At 71.6% G+C, this 15,282-nt stretch carries 12 protein-coding genes and 1 pseudogene; 7 read left to right on the top strand and 6 right to left on the bottom strand.

Annotated features, from left to right (window positions below):
* Nucleotides 1-59: 59 nt before the first annotated feature.
* Complete coding sequence (soxR, locus tag ACFVYS_RS22990; protein WP_389504696.1) at nucleotides 60-608, top strand: redox-sensitive transcriptional activator SoxR; 549 nt, start codon at nucleotides 60-62, stop codon at nucleotides 606-608.
* Between the two features lie 145 nt (nucleotides 609-753).
* On the opposite strand, the gene ACFVYS_RS22985 is transcribed toward soxR, so the two are convergent.
* The 3 genes from ACFVYS_RS22985 to ACFVYS_RS22975 form a co-directional block, all read right to left on the bottom strand.
* The gene (locus ACFVYS_RS22985) at nucleotides 754-1,821 is read right to left on the bottom strand and encodes an RNA ligase (ATP) (RefSeq protein ID WP_389504695.1); all 1,068 of its coding nucleotides are present in this window, start codon (nucleotides 1,819-1,821) and stop codon (nucleotides 754-756) included.
* A gap of 124 nt (nucleotides 1,822-1,945) precedes the next feature.
* Nucleotides 1,946-2,656: a 3-keto-5-aminohexanoate cleavage protein gene (locus tag ACFVYS_RS22980; protein ID WP_389504693.1), complete on the bottom strand. Its 711-nt coding sequence runs from the start codon at nucleotides 2,654-2,656 to the stop codon at nucleotides 1,946-1,948.
* A 229-nt stretch (nucleotides 2,657-2,885) separates the two neighbouring features.
* Nucleotides 2,886-3,488: a hypothetical protein gene (locus ACFVYS_RS22975; RefSeq protein ID WP_389504691.1), complete on the bottom strand. Its 603-nt coding sequence runs from the start codon at nucleotides 3,486-3,488 to the stop codon at nucleotides 2,886-2,888.
* A 210-nt stretch (nucleotides 3,489-3,698) separates the two neighbouring features.
* Between ACFVYS_RS22975 and ACFVYS_RS22970 the strand changes: the two genes are divergently transcribed.
* Nucleotides 3,699-6,485: a penicillin acylase family protein gene (locus ACFVYS_RS22970; RefSeq protein WP_389504689.1), complete on the top strand. Its 2,787-nt coding sequence runs from the start codon at nucleotides 3,699-3,701 to the stop codon at nucleotides 6,483-6,485.
* Nucleotides 6,486-6,559: 74 nt separating this feature from the next.
* Here ACFVYS_RS22970 and ACFVYS_RS22965 read toward each other — a convergent pair whose 3' ends face one another.
* Nucleotides 6,560-7,840 (bottom strand): serine-threonine protein kinase, encoded by a 1,281-nt coding sequence (locus tag ACFVYS_RS22965; RefSeq protein WP_389504688.1) that lies wholly within the window; start codon nucleotides 7,838-7,840, stop codon nucleotides 6,560-6,562.
* Nucleotides 7,841-8,063: 223 nt separating this feature from the next.
* Between ACFVYS_RS22965 and ACFVYS_RS22960 the strand changes: the two genes are divergently transcribed.
* From ACFVYS_RS22960 to ACFVYS_RS22940, 5 genes and pseudogenes are all read left to right on the top strand, one after another.
* Nucleotides 8,064-8,828, top strand: coding sequence for an SDR family oxidoreductase (locus tag ACFVYS_RS22960; RefSeq protein WP_389504686.1), 765 nt, complete (start codon nucleotides 8,064-8,066; stop codon nucleotides 8,826-8,828).
* On the top strand, nucleotides 8,825-10,498 hold the full coding sequence (locus tag ACFVYS_RS22955) for a class I adenylate-forming enzyme family protein (protein WP_389504685.1): 1,674 nt from the start codon (nucleotides 8,825-8,827) through the stop codon (nucleotides 10,496-10,498). The genes ACFVYS_RS22960 and ACFVYS_RS22955 overlap by 4 nt, the downstream gene beginning before the upstream one ends.
* Before the next feature lie 75 nt (nucleotides 10,499-10,573).
* Nucleotides 10,574-11,167, top strand: a complete 594-nt coding sequence (locus tag ACFVYS_RS22950; protein ID WP_389504683.1) for a TetR/AcrR family transcriptional regulator — start codon at nucleotides 10,574-10,576, stop codon at nucleotides 11,165-11,167.
* A 586-nt stretch (nucleotides 11,168-11,753) separates the two neighbouring features.
* Nucleotides 11,754-12,509 (top strand): annotated as a pseudogene (locus ACFVYS_RS22945) (RHS repeat-associated core domain-containing protein); the annotation flags it as partial.
* A gap of 68 nt (nucleotides 12,510-12,577) precedes the next feature.
* The gene (locus ACFVYS_RS22940) at nucleotides 12,578-12,793 is read left to right on the top strand and encodes a hypothetical protein (protein ID WP_389504681.1); all 216 of its coding nucleotides are present in this window, start codon (nucleotides 12,578-12,580) and stop codon (nucleotides 12,791-12,793) included.
* 80 nt (nucleotides 12,794-12,873) lie between these two features.
* Here ACFVYS_RS22940 and ACFVYS_RS22935 read toward each other — a convergent pair whose 3' ends face one another.
* A complete protein-coding gene (locus ACFVYS_RS22935) occupies nucleotides 12,874-14,088 on the bottom strand; it encodes an acyl-CoA dehydrogenase family protein (protein WP_389504679.1) in 1,215 nt (404 codons plus the stop codon).
* 5 nt (nucleotides 14,089-14,093) lie between these two features.
* On the bottom strand, nucleotides 14,094-15,125 hold the full coding sequence (locus ACFVYS_RS22930; RefSeq protein WP_389504678.1) for a phosphotransferase family protein: 1,032 nt from the start codon (nucleotides 15,123-15,125) through the stop codon (nucleotides 14,094-14,096).
* Nucleotides 15,126-15,282: the final 157 nt, after the last annotated feature.

The following is a 15,282-nucleotide window of genomic DNA, read 5'->3' as shown; positions in this document are numbered from 1 at the left end:
TCGGGTGGCGGGCCGATGTCAACGGACCCGTGGGCGAGGCGATGGGTAGGCTTCGAGGGGTGCCCCAGATTCCCGAGAAGATCCACGAGCTCACGGTCGGCCAGCTCGCCGCGCGCAGCGGCGCCGCCGTCTCCGCCCTGCACTTCTACGAGACGAAGGGGCTGATCAGCAGCCGTCGTACGACGGGCAACCAGCGCCGCTACCACCGCGACACGTTGCGTCGCGTCGCCTTCGTCCGCGCCGCGCAACGCGTCGGCATCCCGCTGGCCACGATCCGCGAGGCCCTCGCCGAACTCCCCGAGGAACGCACCCCGACCCGTGAGGACTGGGCCCGTCTCTCGGCGGCGTGGCGCGCGGAGCTGGACGAACGCATCAAGCAGCTCAACCGGCTACGCGACCACCTCACCGACTGCATCGGCTGCGGCTGTCTCTCCCTCGCCACCTGCGTCCTGTCCAACCCGGACGACGCCTTCGGCGAACGGGCTTCCGGCTCACGACTGCTGGTGGAGAAGAGCGCGGGCGAGAAGAAGGCGGTCGAGCAGCGGTCGGGGGAGCGGCGGGAGGGGGAGCGGCGGGAGGAGGAGGAGAAGGCGGCCGGCTGCTGCTGAGCAGAGCCGTGCGGCCGGCCCGGACGTCTCCGTGCATCCGGTGCATCCGGTGCATCCGGCGCATCCGGCGCGTCAGGAGCACCCTCTCCCGTCTGCCGGCATGCGCGTCGCCGCCCCTCTCGCGCCCCCACCCCCACCCGGTTCCTCACTCGTACTCGGTTCCGCCCTTGCGGGTCAGATAGGCACCGCTCACCGCCTTGGCGATCGCCCGTCCCCCGGTCACCGGGCTGTACCGCTCGACGGCCGGCCGGATCACCACACCCTCGCGCAGGTGCAGCCCGCGGCCGGACACCGTCTCGCGGCCGGTCGCGATCTCCAGGACCCGCTCGCTGTCGTACGGGCCCTCGAACAGACGGGGCACGAGGGGCAGTTCGCCGTCCAGCAGCTCCGCCGCGTCCAGCCAGCGCACCACGCCGTCGATCTCGGCGGACACGTCGAACACCGCGTAGCCGAGGGTGTCGCGTCGGCCGTCCGCGCCGTACGTCAGGTCCTGCACACCCGCTCCGTACACCTCGGCGAAGACACCGATCCGGCGCGCGCCCAGCCGCTCGGCGAGACGGGCCGCCGCCTCGGGGACGCCATGGCCGTGTACGGCCCGCCAGTACAGGTTCCTCGGATCCTCCGTCAGGGCGAGGGACTTCGAGCCGAAGCCCTTCGAGGAGACGTACACCCGCTCCTCGTCGGCGACATACGTCAGCAGGCACGCCGAGCCGTGCAGTTTCTCGGTCAGGACCACCGGCTCGCCGGGTTCGAAGATGCCGGGGTAGCGCTGGATGTTCTCGATGTCGACCCAGGGCAGCAGATCCGGCGCCGCCTCGACGTCGCCGCTCATGGTCGGCGGGATGGGCGGCACCCACTTGACGATGCCCAGCCGCGCCGCGAAGTCCGTGCCCTCCGCGGCGGCCAGTGCCAGGTCGACGTCCGCCAGCGCCTCGGGCCGGCACACGATCCCCTGCGACAGCTCGCCCCGCAGCCGCACCGCCTTCACCCGGTCCGACCTGCTGCCCGCCAGCCGCCCGGTCAGCCCCAGTTCCTCGACGAGCCCGGTGGGGAGCACCGACTGCTCGGGGATGTACAGGGCGGCCTCGCCGGTGCGGTACGCGCCCTTGGCGACGACGGCCCGGTACAGGCCGACCTGCGCCAGTTCGAGGGCGTCGGCGTTGGGGTGTTCGTGGACGGTCAGCACTTCGGCGGTGACGCGCAGCGTCGACATGAGGGCTCCTTCAAGTCCTGCGGGCTGTGGCTCAGTTGGGTTTCATCCCCCCAACTGTCCCCGCCGGAAAGGAATGGAGCGACCTGATTATCGGCTGGTAGCGTCCCTCCTCCGATCGGCGGACTCACCCGTGCCGGGCCAGCGCCTCAGCCACCAACTGGGCGTTGGACAAAGCCCGTTCGCCGTTCGGAAGGGTCAGTGTGTCCTCCAGGCCCACTCGGGTCGGCAGGCCCAGCCGCGCCGCCAGCCGTAGTACCGGCCACGCGCCGCCGTCCTCCCCGTGCAGCAGAACCGGACGGCCGAACGCGGTGCCGAGCTCGGTCAGGAGAGCGTGCGCGGTCGACTCGGCCGTGTCCGGGGCGGTGTCCGTCACCTCCGCCAGCACCCGCAGCACCTTCGGGCCGAGGGGCGAGCGGGCGAACCGTGCCGCCCCGTCCGTACCGGACCAGATGCCGGCCTCCACGCCCACGCCTCGGTGGAGAAGGGCGGTGGCCAGCTCCTCCGCGCCCGGCTCGTGCCAGTTGACGGAGGCGTGGTCGGGCAGCACCGTCCAGTCGCGCACCCGGGTGAGCCGGGCCGCCGGGTCCGGGTGCGCCCAGGCACCGGTCGTCACACCGACCGGCACCGCCACCCGCGCCCGGATCGCGTCGAGGGTCGCCGCGACCACCCGCGGCGACATCGTGTCCTGCCCGCACGGCGTCTTGGGGTGGACATGGACATCCGTGGCCCCCGCCGCGACGGCCTCGGCCGCGGCGTCCGCCATCGCCTCGGGCGTCAGCGGCACGATCGCACCGTCCGCGGCGCCGCGCGCTCCGTTGAGACAGACCTGCACCATGCCTCGATGGTGACACCCGCCACTGACAACGGCGTCGGTCAAGGGCATTGGCCGACGGGGTGGGTCGACGGCCTCGCTCGACCGTGGCGGCCGACGGCTCGGTCGACGGTGGCGGCCGACGGCCTCGGTCGGCTGCACCGGCAGAACCGGGGGTGCGGCATCCCCGGCGCACCCCCGCCGTGCTCTCAGGCCGGCCGGGGGCCGACCTTGGGCAGAGCTCGGGCCGGTGTCAGGCCGACACCAGCAGTCGTCCGCTCCTGGCGTACGCCAGGGCCTCGGGCGTGAGCACGGGGCGCGGTACGAGAATTCCGCAGTCCGCGCAGACCGGGCCGGACGACGGTTCGTGATCCAGGTCGTACCTCCACGGCAGTCGCTCGCCGCCGCACACCGGGCAGCCGGAACCCGGTGCCCGCTCCAGCGCGGCGATCAGCTTGCGCAGCACGTCGGCCAGCGGCTCACGGGGGTGGAGCCGCGGGTCGTCGCACCAGGCGACGCCGAAGCCGCCCCAGGTCAGCCGGTGCCAGTCGTCCACGGTGCCGGGCCTGCGCAGCCCGTCGTGCTTCTCCTTCTTGCGGCGCTCGGCGAACTCGACCTCGTAGGCCAGCCACACCGCCCGCGCCTCCTCCAGCTCGTCCAACGCGGCCACGAGCCGCGCCGGATCGGGGGAGCGGTCCTCCGGACCGAACCCGGCCCGGGAGCACAGGTGGTCCCAGGTCGCGCGGTGTCCGTAGGGGGCGAACCGTTCAAGGCACTTGCGCAGGGAGTACCGCCGCAGTGCCAGATCGCACCGGGGGTCTCGCACCTGTCTCGCCAGACTCCGGAAACCGGCCATCGCCTTGCACCTCCGTCACATCTGCATCTGCACTTCGGTCACTTCGGCGTCGTCGTACGGACGTCGTCGAATAGACGTATCGACATGCGATTCGGCTCCATCCGATTTCCGAGGACCTCCACCTGCCGAAAACTTGACGCATGTTCATCTTCAATCCCGGGGATACCGGCGGTAACCTTCCGCCGACCCCCCCGTCGCTAGGAGCAGCCGATGCCACGGCGAACCCCCCGCTTCACTCTCGACAGACTGAGAACTCCCGGCAGATTCCCCGGGTTCCTGAAGACAGCCTCCGTATGCGCGCTGATTGCCGGTCTTTTGTCGCCGCTTTCCCAAGTGGCGGCAGCCGCCGAGGTCACGGCGGCGAACGACTACTGCGGCGGCCAGTGCTCCGACGTCCTGCCGCCCGGCGAGAACGGCAACGCCACCCTGGCGCAGATCCTCCTCAACCAGGCCTTCGGCACCCAGCCCGACCACGCCGAGGACCAGCTCGGCCCCTACGCCAACCTGGCCAAGGGCTACCCCACGCTCACCAACGCCACGATCAACACGTTCTTCAACGACGCGTCGTTCGGTGTCGCTTCCGATCAAGTCGCCTCCACCCTGAGTCCGGCGGGCCGCAGCGACGTGGCGATCGTCCGCGACAAGAAGACGGGCGTACCGCACATCACCGGTACCACCAGATACGGCACCGAGTTCGGCGCCGGGTATGCGGCGGCCCAGGACCGGCTGTGGCTCATGGACGTCTTCCGGCACGTCGGCCGTGGCCAGCTCACCGCCTTCGCGGGCGGCGACCCCTCCAACCAGGGTCTTGAACAGCAGTTCTGGCGTAACGCTCCGTACACCGAGGCAGACCTCCAGGCCCAGATCGACAACGCGGTGGCCAACAACGGCACCCGCGGCCAGCAGGCCCTGGCCGACGCCAACGCCTACCTGGCCGGCATCAACGCCTACATCGACGCCTCCGACAGCGGCCGCTACTTCCCCGGTGAATACGTCCTGACCGGCCACAAGGACTCAATCACCAACGCGGGCACCATCGACCACTTCAAGATCACCGATCTGGTGGCGCTGGCCTCGGTCATCGGAGCGCTCTTCGGCTCGGGCGGCGGCGGCGAGGTCACCAACGCGGTGTCGCTGCTCGCCGCGCAGGAGAAGTACGGGGTGGCACAGGGCACCCAGGTCTGGGAGGCGTTCCGCGAGCGCAACGACCCCGAGGCCGTGCTCACCGTCCACAACGGCCAGAGCTTCCCCTACGCCACCAAGCCCGCGAGCCCGCAGGGCGTGGCACTGCCCGACACCGGTTCGGTGGCCTCGGAGCCGCTGATCTACGACGCCACGGGCACCGGGGGCGACGCCACGGCGACCGCCACCTCCGCCACGGCGACCGCGACCGCCCTCGGCTCGGCCAGGCGGGGCATGTCCAACGCCCTCGTGGTCAGCGGCCAGGCCACCGCGAGCGGCCACCCGATCGCCGTCTTCGGCCCGCAGACCGGCTACTTCGCCCCGCAACTGCTCATGCTCCAGGAGATCCAGGGGCCGGGCATCAGCGCCCGCGGCGCCTCCTTCGCGGGTCTGAGCATGTACGTCGAGCTGGGCCGCGGTCAGGACTACGCGTGGAGCGCCACGACCTCCGGCCAGGACATCATCGACACCTACGCGGTCGAACTCTGCCAGGACGACTACCACTACCTCTTCCACGGCACCTGCACGGCCATGGACGTGGTGGAGCAGAAGAACGCCTGGAAGCCCACCACCGCCGACGCGACGGCCGCCGGTTCGTACACGATGCGCGTGTACCGCACCAAGTACGGTCCCGTGGAATACCGGGCGACCGTGGGCGGCAAGAAGGTCGCCTACACGACCCTGCGCTCGTCCTTCATGCACGAGGCCGACTCGATCATCGGCTTCCAGATGCTGAACGACCCCGACTACGTGAAGAGCCCGCAGACCTTCCAGAGCGCGGTGCAGCACATCAACTACACCTTCAACTGGTTCTACGCCGACTCCACGCACACCGCGTACTACAACAGCGGCGACAACCCGGTGCGGGCGAGCGGCGTCGACGCCGAGTTCCCGGTGTGGGCGCAGTCGGCGTACGAGTGGAAGAGCTGGGTGCCGGCCACCAACACGGCCGCGTACACCCCCGCCTCGGCTCATCCCAACTCCATCGACCAGGACTACTACATCTCCTGGAACAACAAGCAGGCCAAGGACTACGCGACGGCCTCCTGGGGCGACGGGTCCGTGCACCGCGGCAACCTGCTTGAGGACCGGGTGAAGAAGCTCGTCGCGGCCGGCGGCGTCACGCGCGCGTCCCTGACGAAGGCGATGGCGGACGCGGCCCTCGCCGACCTGCGCGCCGAGGACGTCCTGCCCGACCTGCTGAAGGTGATCAACAGCTCCACGGTCACCGACTCCACCGCCGCGGCCGCGGTGACCAGGCTCCAGACCTGGCTGACGGCGGGCGGCAAACGGACGGAGACGGCGGCCGGTTCCAAGACGTACGCCGACGCCGACGCGATCCGCATCCTGGACGCCTGGTGGCCGCTGCTGGTGAAGGCCGAGTTCGAACCCGGCCTCGGCACGAGCCTGTACACGGCGTTCACCGCGAACCTGCCGATCGACGAGACCCCATCAGCCGCCCACGGCCCGACCGGGGCGCACGCCGGAAGCTCCTTCCAGTACGGCTGGTGGAGCTACGTCGACAAGGACATCCGGTCCGTGCTCGGCGAGTCGGTGCAGGGCGCGCTGCCCCAGAAGTACTGCGGCAGCGGCACCGTCAGCAGCTGCCGGGACATCCTGATCAGCACCCTGAAGACGGCGGCCGGCAAGACCGCGGCCCAGGTCTACCCCGGCGACGCCCTGTGCGCGGCGGGCAACCAGTGGTGCGCCGACTCGATCGTCCAGCGCACCCTGGGCGGCATCAAGCACGGCAACATCAGCTGGCAGAACCGTCCCACCTTCCAGCAGGTGGTGGAGTTCACGTCACACCGGTAGTCACGCCACACCGGTAGTCACGCCACACCGGTGGTCACGCCACACCGGTGGTCCGTACGAGGGCGGGTCGGGTCCTAGCGGATCCGGCCCGCCGCCAGCACCAGCCGCGCCAGCTCGGGGTGCACGATGTCACTGTGCGCCCCGGCCGGCGCCCCGCCGCGCCGGACCACCGCCGCCGCGTCGACGTTCACGCACCCCGCCGTCGGCAGCGGCCGGGACAGCGCGTCGGCCAGCACGCGCGCGTGCGTGCCCGGCACGGCCTGCACCCCGTCGTGCCCCAGGGCGCCCCACTTGGCGCCCAGCGCCTCCCCGACGAGCCCCTGGGCGTCGCCCGCCATCCGCGAGGCCAGCGGGTACATCGTGCTCAGCGCCTGGTCGAAGCGTGAATAACAGCACACCAGGGGGCCGTCGATCCGGTTCTGCTGGCCCTGGAGCACCCCTCGCGGGGCGAACGCGTAGTGCGAGAAGGCCCCTTGGAGCAGCGTCACGGACTTCACCGTGCGCACCCCGTCCGGCAGCCCCCGCAGCGCGAACGACACCAGCCGCCCGCCGAAGCTGTGCCCCACCAGATGCACCCGAAGGGCCGGCGCCACCGTCGCCAACCGCCCGACGAGCGGCCCCAGTCCACGCTCACCGACCGTCCCGGCGCGCCGCTTCATCGCGTAGTACGTCGCCTGTCGCAGCAGCTCGTGCGCCCCCTCCCACGGGTTGGGCAGTGCGAACTCCCCGGCCCCCGGTGCGGAGTCGAGGCCGGACAGGGCCCGCGCGAACTGCTCGCAGGCCACCGCCGTCGGGCAGGCGAACATCTCCGGCTCGTCCTGCGGCACACCCTCCGCCAGGGTGTCCGCCCCGAACAGGGCCTGCGGTCCCGGTGGCACCACGTCCACCAGCAGCCGCACCAGCCGGCCGAACTCCTCCAGCTCGGCCTCCTCGGGCGGCCGCTGCTCCAGCAGCCGTGCGATCCGGTCGACCACCGTGGCCCGGCCGGGAAACGTCTCGAGGAGCGCGTGCCGGGTGTCCCCGTCCAGGGCCGGGCGCCGGGTCTCCTCGGCCACCGCGGAGCGCGGCAGGTCGGGGATCGGCTCGTCCGAGAACCGCATCGACGGCCACACCACACCCACGTAGCCGATGCGCGCCGCCGGGGCCAGCGTGGGGATGGGGGCGAAGAAGCGGCTGTAGAGCCGGGTCGCGCCGGAGCGGTCGCTGTTCCAGCCGTGCGCGAAGACGATCAGGTCACGGACACCGCTCCGCCTCACCCCGGTCAGCAGCCGGTCCCGGCGTGCGCCGTCGGCGTCCCCGTCGGCGTCGAAGGTCAGCTCCCAGTAAGGGGTCACGCTCATCGCCGGATCCGCCATGACAGGCCCCCTCGTCCCCCGAGCGGTGCGCCAAGTGCGCGTATCGTCCTGCGAACGGGGGCAATTGGCCATACGTCACGCCTCATCCGTACAAGGGGGCGATCGGGCCCGGCCCGCCGGAACGGGTCCGAGCCGATCCGGGGCACCCCTTCCGCCGCAACATACCGACTGGTTAGTCTGTCGGTAGAGCCGATTCGTGCCGCAGTCGCGTCGAAGGAGACCGATGGTGGAAGCCGTGCAGGATGCCGGAGTGGTCGTGACCGGAGCGGGAGGCGGTATCGGGGCCGCGCTGGCCCGCCGCTTCGCCGCCGAGGGAGCCCGGGTGGTCGTCAACGACCTGGACGCGGACCGGGCGCACGCCGTCGCCGACGAGATCGGCGGGATCGCGGTACCCGGCGACGCTTCCGAGATCGTCGACCGGGCCCGGGAGGCGCTCGGCGGCACCGTCGACGTGTACTGCGCCAACGCCGGAGTCGCCTCGGGCGGCTCGGAGGCGGCCGGGGAGGCCGTCTGGGGGCTCGCCTGGGACGTCAACGTCATGGCCCATGTCCGCGCGGCCCACGCGCTGCTCCCGGACTGGCTGGAGCGCGGCCGGGGCCGGTTCGTGTCGACCGTGTCCGCCGCCGGGCTGCTCACGATGATCGGCGCCGCCCCGTACAGCGTGACCAAGCACGGCGCCTACGCCTTCGCCGAGTGGCTTTCGCTGACCTACCGCCACCGCGGGATCAAGGTCCACGCGATCTGTCCCCAGGGCGTCCGCACCGACATGCTGGACGCCACCGGCAGCGCGGGCGACCTGGTGCTCAAGCCGACCGCGATCGAGCCGCAGGACGTGGCGGACGCCCTGTTCAAGGGCATCGCGGAGGACCGCTTCCTGATCCTGCCGCACCCCGAGGTGGCGGGGTACTACCAGGTGCGGGCCCAGGATCCCGACCGCTGGCTGACCAACATGAACCACCTCCAGCAGAAGTGGGAGACCGCCGAATGACCGTGTCCGCCTCCCGTTACGAGGCCAAGCCCTGGGTGGCCCTCCTCGACGAGGCCCAGCGCGCGCCGATCGACCCGGCCGACTCCCTCGTGCACGCCTTCCGCAGGTCCGTCGCCGAGGCCCCCGTCCGCACCTGCCTCGCCTACTTCGACGGGCGGCTCAGCTACCGCGAGGTGGACGAGCTCAGCGACTCCGTGGCCGGTCACCTCGCCGCGCGCGGCCTGGAGCCCGGTGACCGGGTCGCCGTGCTGCTGCAGAACTCGCCGCTCTTCGTCCTCGCCCTGCTCGGCGCCTGGAAGGCGGGCGCGACGGTCGTCCCCGTCAACCCGATGTACAAGTCGGGCGAGGTCGCCCACGTCCTGCGGGACGGCGAGGTGGCCGCGCTGATCTGCTCCGACCGGGCCTGGGAGTCGTATCTGCGGGAGACGGTCGCCGACTCGCCGGTGCGGATCGTGCTCACCGGCTGCGAGCTGGACTTCCAGACCCGGGGCGACGCGCGCGTGCTGAGCTTCGAACGGCTCCCGCAGGCACCGGACGCCGACGATCTCACCGCCGTCGCCCGCGCCGGCCACAAGGCGCCCGAGGGCCGCGAGGCCGCCCCCGCCGACATCGCCCTGATCAGCTACACCTCGGGCACGAGCGGCGCACCCAAGGGCGCCACCAACACCCACCGCAACATCATGGTCAACGCCGAGCGGCAGCGCACCGCGCTGCGCCTGCCCGAGGCGCCCGTCTACTACGCCCTCGCGCCGCTGTTCCACATCACCGGCATGGTCTGCCAGCTCGGCGCCTGTCTGAACAGCGCGGGGACCCTCGTCCTGACGTACCGCTTCGAGGCGGGCCTGGTGCTGGAGGCGTTCGCCGAGCACAAGCCGCACTACACGGTGGGCCCGTCCACCGCCTTCATGGCGCTGGCGGCCCACCCCGACGTCACCCGCGACCACTTCGCGTCCTTCGTGAACATCTCCTCCGGCGGCGCGCCGGTGCCGCCCGCCCTGGTGGAGAAGTTCCGGGCGGGCTTCGGGCCGTACATCCGCAACGGCTACGGACTCACCGAGTGCACCGCGCCCTGCGCCTCCGTACCGCCCCAGCACGAGGCCCCGGTCGACCCGGCCTCCGGGACCCTCGCCGTCGGCGTGCCCGGGCCCGACACGGTCGTCCGTATCGTCGACGAGCAGGGCGCGGAGGTGCCCTTCGGTGAGCAGGGCGAGATCCTCGTGCGGGGTCCGCAGGTGGTCCCCGGCTACTGGCGCCGCCCCGAGGCCACCGCCGAGACCTTCCCCGACGGCGAGCTGCGCACCGGCGACATCGGCTTCATGGACGAACAGGGCTGGCTGTACGTCGTCGACCGCAAGAAGGACATGATCAACGCGTCCGGCTTCAAGGTGTGGCCGCGCGAGGTCGAGGACGTGCTGTACACCCACCCGGCGGTGCGCGAGGCGGCCGTCGTCGGGGTGCCGGACGGCTACCGCGGGGAGACCGTCAAGGCGTACATCAGCCTGCGTCCCGGCGCCGACGCGGATGCCGATACGCTCGCGGCCTACTGCAAGGACAGGCTGGCGGCGTACAAGTATCCGCGCCAGGTGGTGATCCTGCCCGACCTGCCCAAGACGGCGAGTGGCAAGATCCTCCGTCGGGAGCTGCGCTCCCGTCCACAGGACAGTCAGTGACAATCAGCGTCAGATCAGCAGCACGACAGCCGGTACGGCTCGCCGATGCGGCATAGAGGAAGGCAGGTGGCGGCAGTGCCCAGGACGACGGACGGTGCAGAGGCTCCTGTTCCGCAACGGCTCCTTGCCGCCGCCACCCGGCTCTTCGCCGAGCGAGGCTACGACCGGACCTCGGTGCAGGAGATCGTCGAGGCGGCAGGCGTCACCAAGGGTGCGCTGTACCACTACTTCGGCTCCAAGGACGACCTCCTGCACGAGGTGTACGCGCGCGTGCTGCGTGTGCAGCAGGAGCGTCTGGACGCCTTCGCGAACGCCGACGAGCCGATCGAGAAGCGGCTGCGGGGCGCGGCGGCGGACGTCGTCGTCACGACGATCGAGAACCTCGACGACGCGTCGATCTTCTTCCGCTCGATGCACCACCTGAGCCCCGAGAAGAACAAGCAGGTGCGGGCCGAGCGCCGGCGCTACCACGAACGCTTCCGTGCCCTCGTCGAGGAGGGCCAGGAGGCCGGCGTCTTCTCCACGGCGACCCCGGCCGACCTGGTCGTGGACTACCACTTCGGCTCCGTCCACCATCTGTCGACCTGGTACCGCCCGGACGGTTCCATGGGGCCGCAGGAGGTCGCCGACCATCTGGCCGATCTGCTGCTGCGGGCGCTGCGCCCCTGACGATCGCCATACCCGGAGTTAACCGTTCCGCCGGTGTCCCTTCGCCGACTCGCCATGATCCGACCGTACGTTGACCCGCGCTATGAGCTGATCATGCCAAGGCGGGGGAGTGTGAACGGATGTCGAGCGGTGGCAGAAAACACCCGAGAGCGGGCCGTGGGGCGGTGCTCGGCCTAGGGGTCGCCCTGGTGGTGGGGCTGCTGCAGATGGGAGCGCTCCCCACGGCGGCCGCCCGGCCGCAGACCGCCGCCGCGAAGGCCTCGGTGGCCTCGGAGGCCGGCCCGACGAGCGGCACGGCGAGCGGCGCCGCCGGCGCTTCCGCGGCGTCCGCGGCCTCCGAGGACGAGGCGCTCGCGGCGGCGAAGCGGTCCGGCACGAACGTCGAGGTGGCCTCGCTGCGCGGTGAGAGCAGCGAGGTGTACGCCACCCCCGAGGGCGACCTGGAGGCGCGGGAGTACCTGCGCCCGGTACGGACCCGGGTCAACGGCACCTGGCAGTCGATCGACACCGCGCTGGTCGAGGCCGACGGCGGCATGGTCGCGCCCAAGGCGGCCACCGTCGGCCTGGAGTTCTCCGGCGGCGGCACGGGTCGGCCCCCTACTGGGACTCCTACACCTACGACGTGGTCGGCAACCGGCTCACCGAGACCGGACACAGCGCCACGGGCGGGTCGGACACCCAGCGCGTCTACCACTACCCGCAGCCGGGCTCGCACAAGCTGACCTCGGTCGACACCACCACCGGGACCGTCAAGCTCGGCGACGGCACCTCCCAGACCCTGGACTGGGACGCCGAAGGCCACCTGGCGAAGGTCACCCAGCCCGTCGAGAGCGGCAGCGCCAAGGTCACGGAGTATCTGTACGACGCCGACGGCAACCGTCTGATCGGCCGCACCCCGACCGGGACCACGCTCTCCCTCGGCGCCACCGAGGTCACCCTGCCGAAGGGCGCGACCGCGGCCAAGGGCACCCGCTACTTCGACCTCGGCGGCGGCCACCAGGCGGTACAGAGCGACGACGGCAACATCTCCTTCACGCTGGCCGACCACCACGGCACGGCCCAGCTGTCCGTCGACGCCGCCACCCAGGCGCTCGGCCAGCGCCGTACCAAGCCCTTCGGTGAACTCCGCGGCACCCAGCCGACCTCCTGGCCCGGCACCAAAGGCTTCGTCGGCGGCACCGCCGACGAGGCCACGGGCCTGACCCATCTGGGCGCCCGCGAGTACGACCGGGCGACGGGCCGCTTCCTGTCCGTCGACCCGGTCTTCACGGCCGCCGACCCGCAGCAGATGCACGGCTACACCTACGCCGTCAACAATCCGCTGACCCACTCCGACCCGGCTTCCCGCGGAGCGGTTCGAGCGGGGAACTGGTCCTCGCGCACAGTGATCTGGCCGGTGCCGACGAGTACGTGACGACGGTGATCCGCTTCGTGGAGAGCGGGATCTTCAAGCCGGCGCCGGTCGACGTCCTCGCGGAACTCGAGGAGCTCCTGCAGCGGACCGAGCGGCTCGCTGCGGGCGCCACGGGCGGCGATCTGGAGGTCGCCCGCTCCCAACACGCGTACGCGGCCCTGCTGGACCTCGTCTACCGGCAGTTCCTGGAGGCGGGCGGCTCGCCCGCGTGAGCGGGCCCGTGACGAAGTGAGGAAGGCCCCGGCGACGACGCCGGGGCCTTCCTGGTTCCTCTCGCGGATACGGCTCGCCGCTACAGGTACTTCTTCAACTCCCGCCGCGCCAGCGACCGCTGGTGGACCTCGTCCGGGCCGTCGGCGATCATCAGCGTGCGGGCGCCGGCGTACAGCTCGGCCAGCGGGAAGTCCTGGCTGACGCCGCCCGCGCCGTGCAGCTGGATCGCGCGGTCGATGATGTCGACCACCGCGCGAGGCGTCGCGATCTTGATGGCCTGGATCTCCGAGTGGGCGCCCCGGTTGCCGACCGTGTCCATCATCCACGCGGTCTTGAGGACCAGCAGCCGCAGCTGCTCGACCGTCACCCGCGCGTCCGCGATCCAGTTGTGGACCACGCCCTGCTGGGCCAGCGCCTTGCCGAACGCGTCGCGGGAGACCGCCCGGCGGCACATCAGCTCGATCGCCCGCTCGGCCATGCCGATCAGCCGCATGCAGTGGTGGATGCGGCCGGGGCCGAGCCGGGCCTGGGCGATGGCGAAGCCGCCGCCCTCCTCGCCGATCAGGTTCGTCACCGGCACCCGCGCCTGGTCGAAGACCACCTCGGCATGGCCGCCGTGGGAGTGGTCCTCGTAGCCGAACACCTTCATGGCGCGCTTGACGGTGACGCCGGGTGTGTCGCGCGGCACCAGCACCATGGACTGCTGACGGCGGATGTCGGCGCCGTCCGGGTCCGTCTTGCCCATCACGATGAAGATCTTGCAGTCCGGGTTCATCGCCCCGGAGATGTACCACTTGCGCCCGGTGACGACGTACTCGTCGCCGTCCCGCCGGATGAGCGTGGTGATGTTGGTGGCGTCGGAGGATGCCACCTCCGGCTCGGTCATCGCGAACGCCGAGCGGATCTCCCCGGCCAGCAGCGGCTCCAGCCACTGCTTCTGCTGCCGCTCGTCACCGAACTGGGCGAGCACCTCCATGTTCCCGGTGTCCGGGGCCGCGCAGTTCAGGGCCGTCGGCGCCAACTGCGGGGAACGGCCGGTGATCTCGGCCAGCGGCGCGTACTGGAGGTTCGTCAGACCGGCGCCGTGCTCGGCGTCGGGGAGGAACAGGTTCCACAGGCCCTGGCTGCGGGCCTGCTCCTTCAGCTCCTCGACCACGGCCGGGGTGTCCCACGGCGAGGCGAGCAGCGCGCGCTGCTCCTCGGCGACGGGCTCGGCCGGGTACACGTACTCGTCCATGAAGGCAAGCAGCCTGGCGCGGAGCTCCTCGGTGCGTGCGTCGAACGCGAAGTCCATGCCGGTCAGCCTTCCTGGAGTGTGGTCAGTCCGTGCTCGATGAAGACGGGGACGAGCTCCCCGATGCGGTCGAAGCCGCGCCCGACCGTCTGGCCCAGCGTGTACCGGTAGTGGATGCCCTCCAGGATCACGGCGAGCTTGAACCAGGCGAACGCCGTGTACCAGGAGATGGCCGAGACGTCACGCCCCGAGCGGGTCGCGTACCGCTCGATCAGCTCGGCGGGCGACGGGTGCCCGGGTGCCGAGGCGGTCGTGGAGATGGGCGAGTCGGGGAGTACCAGCGGCACGCTGTACATCACCAGCAGGCCCAGGTCGGTCAGCGGGTCGCCGAGCGTCGACATCTCCCAGTCGAGGATCGCCCGGATCGTGTCGTCGTCGCCGATCAGGACGTTGTCGAGCCGGTAGTCGCCGTGCACGACCGCCGGGGCGGGGGAGTGCGGCAGCCCGCGGCCGAGCGCCGCGTGCAGCTCGTCGATCCCGGGCAGGTCGCGGCTGCGGGAGGCGTCCAACTGCTTGCCCCAGCGGCGCAGCTGCCGGTCGAGGAAGCCCTCGGGGCGGCCGAAGTCGGCCAGGCCCACCGCGGCGGGGTCCACCCCGTGCAGCTCCACCAGGGTGTCCGCCAGCGACAGGACCGCGTCCCGGGTGCGCCGCTCGCCGAGCGGGGCGAGTTCGCCGGCGGTGCGGTAGGGGGTGCCCTCGACGAACTCCATGACGTAGAAGGGCGCTCCGGGCGCCGCCTCGTTGTCGGGGTCCTCGCACAGCAGCACCGGGCGCGGCACCGGCACGCTCGTCGGGTGCAGGGCGCTGATCACCCGGTGCTCGCGCCGCATGTCGTGCGCGGTGGCCAGGACGTGCCCGAGCGGAGGGCGCCGCACGACCCACTTCGTGGTGCCGTCGGAGACCGCGTAGGTGAGGTTCGACCGTCCGCCCTCGATCAGCCGGCCGGTGAGGGGGCCGTCGACCAGACCGGGACGCTCGCGCTCCAGCAGGTCGCGCAGCCGGTCGAGATCGAGTCCGGGCGGGTGGGCGGGGCTCATGCGCGGCTCCTGCGGACGGGACGGTTAATCAGCATGCGCACTATGATGCCGACCGGTCGGTATGCCGTCCAGTGGTCACGCCCAACGTGATCGGGGCCACGATAGGACGACGGCTCCCCGGGCAGTACCCGGGGAGCCGTCGTCGGGGCGGTTCCCT

Origin of the sequence: Streptomyces sp. NPDC058295, from assembly GCF_042880655.1 — a bacterium.
In the GTDB taxonomy this organism is placed as follows: domain Bacteria; phylum Actinomycetota; class Actinomycetes; order Streptomycetales; family Streptomycetaceae; genus Streptomyces; species Streptomyces coriariae.
This window is presented reverse-complemented; position numbering and strand designations above follow the sequence as displayed.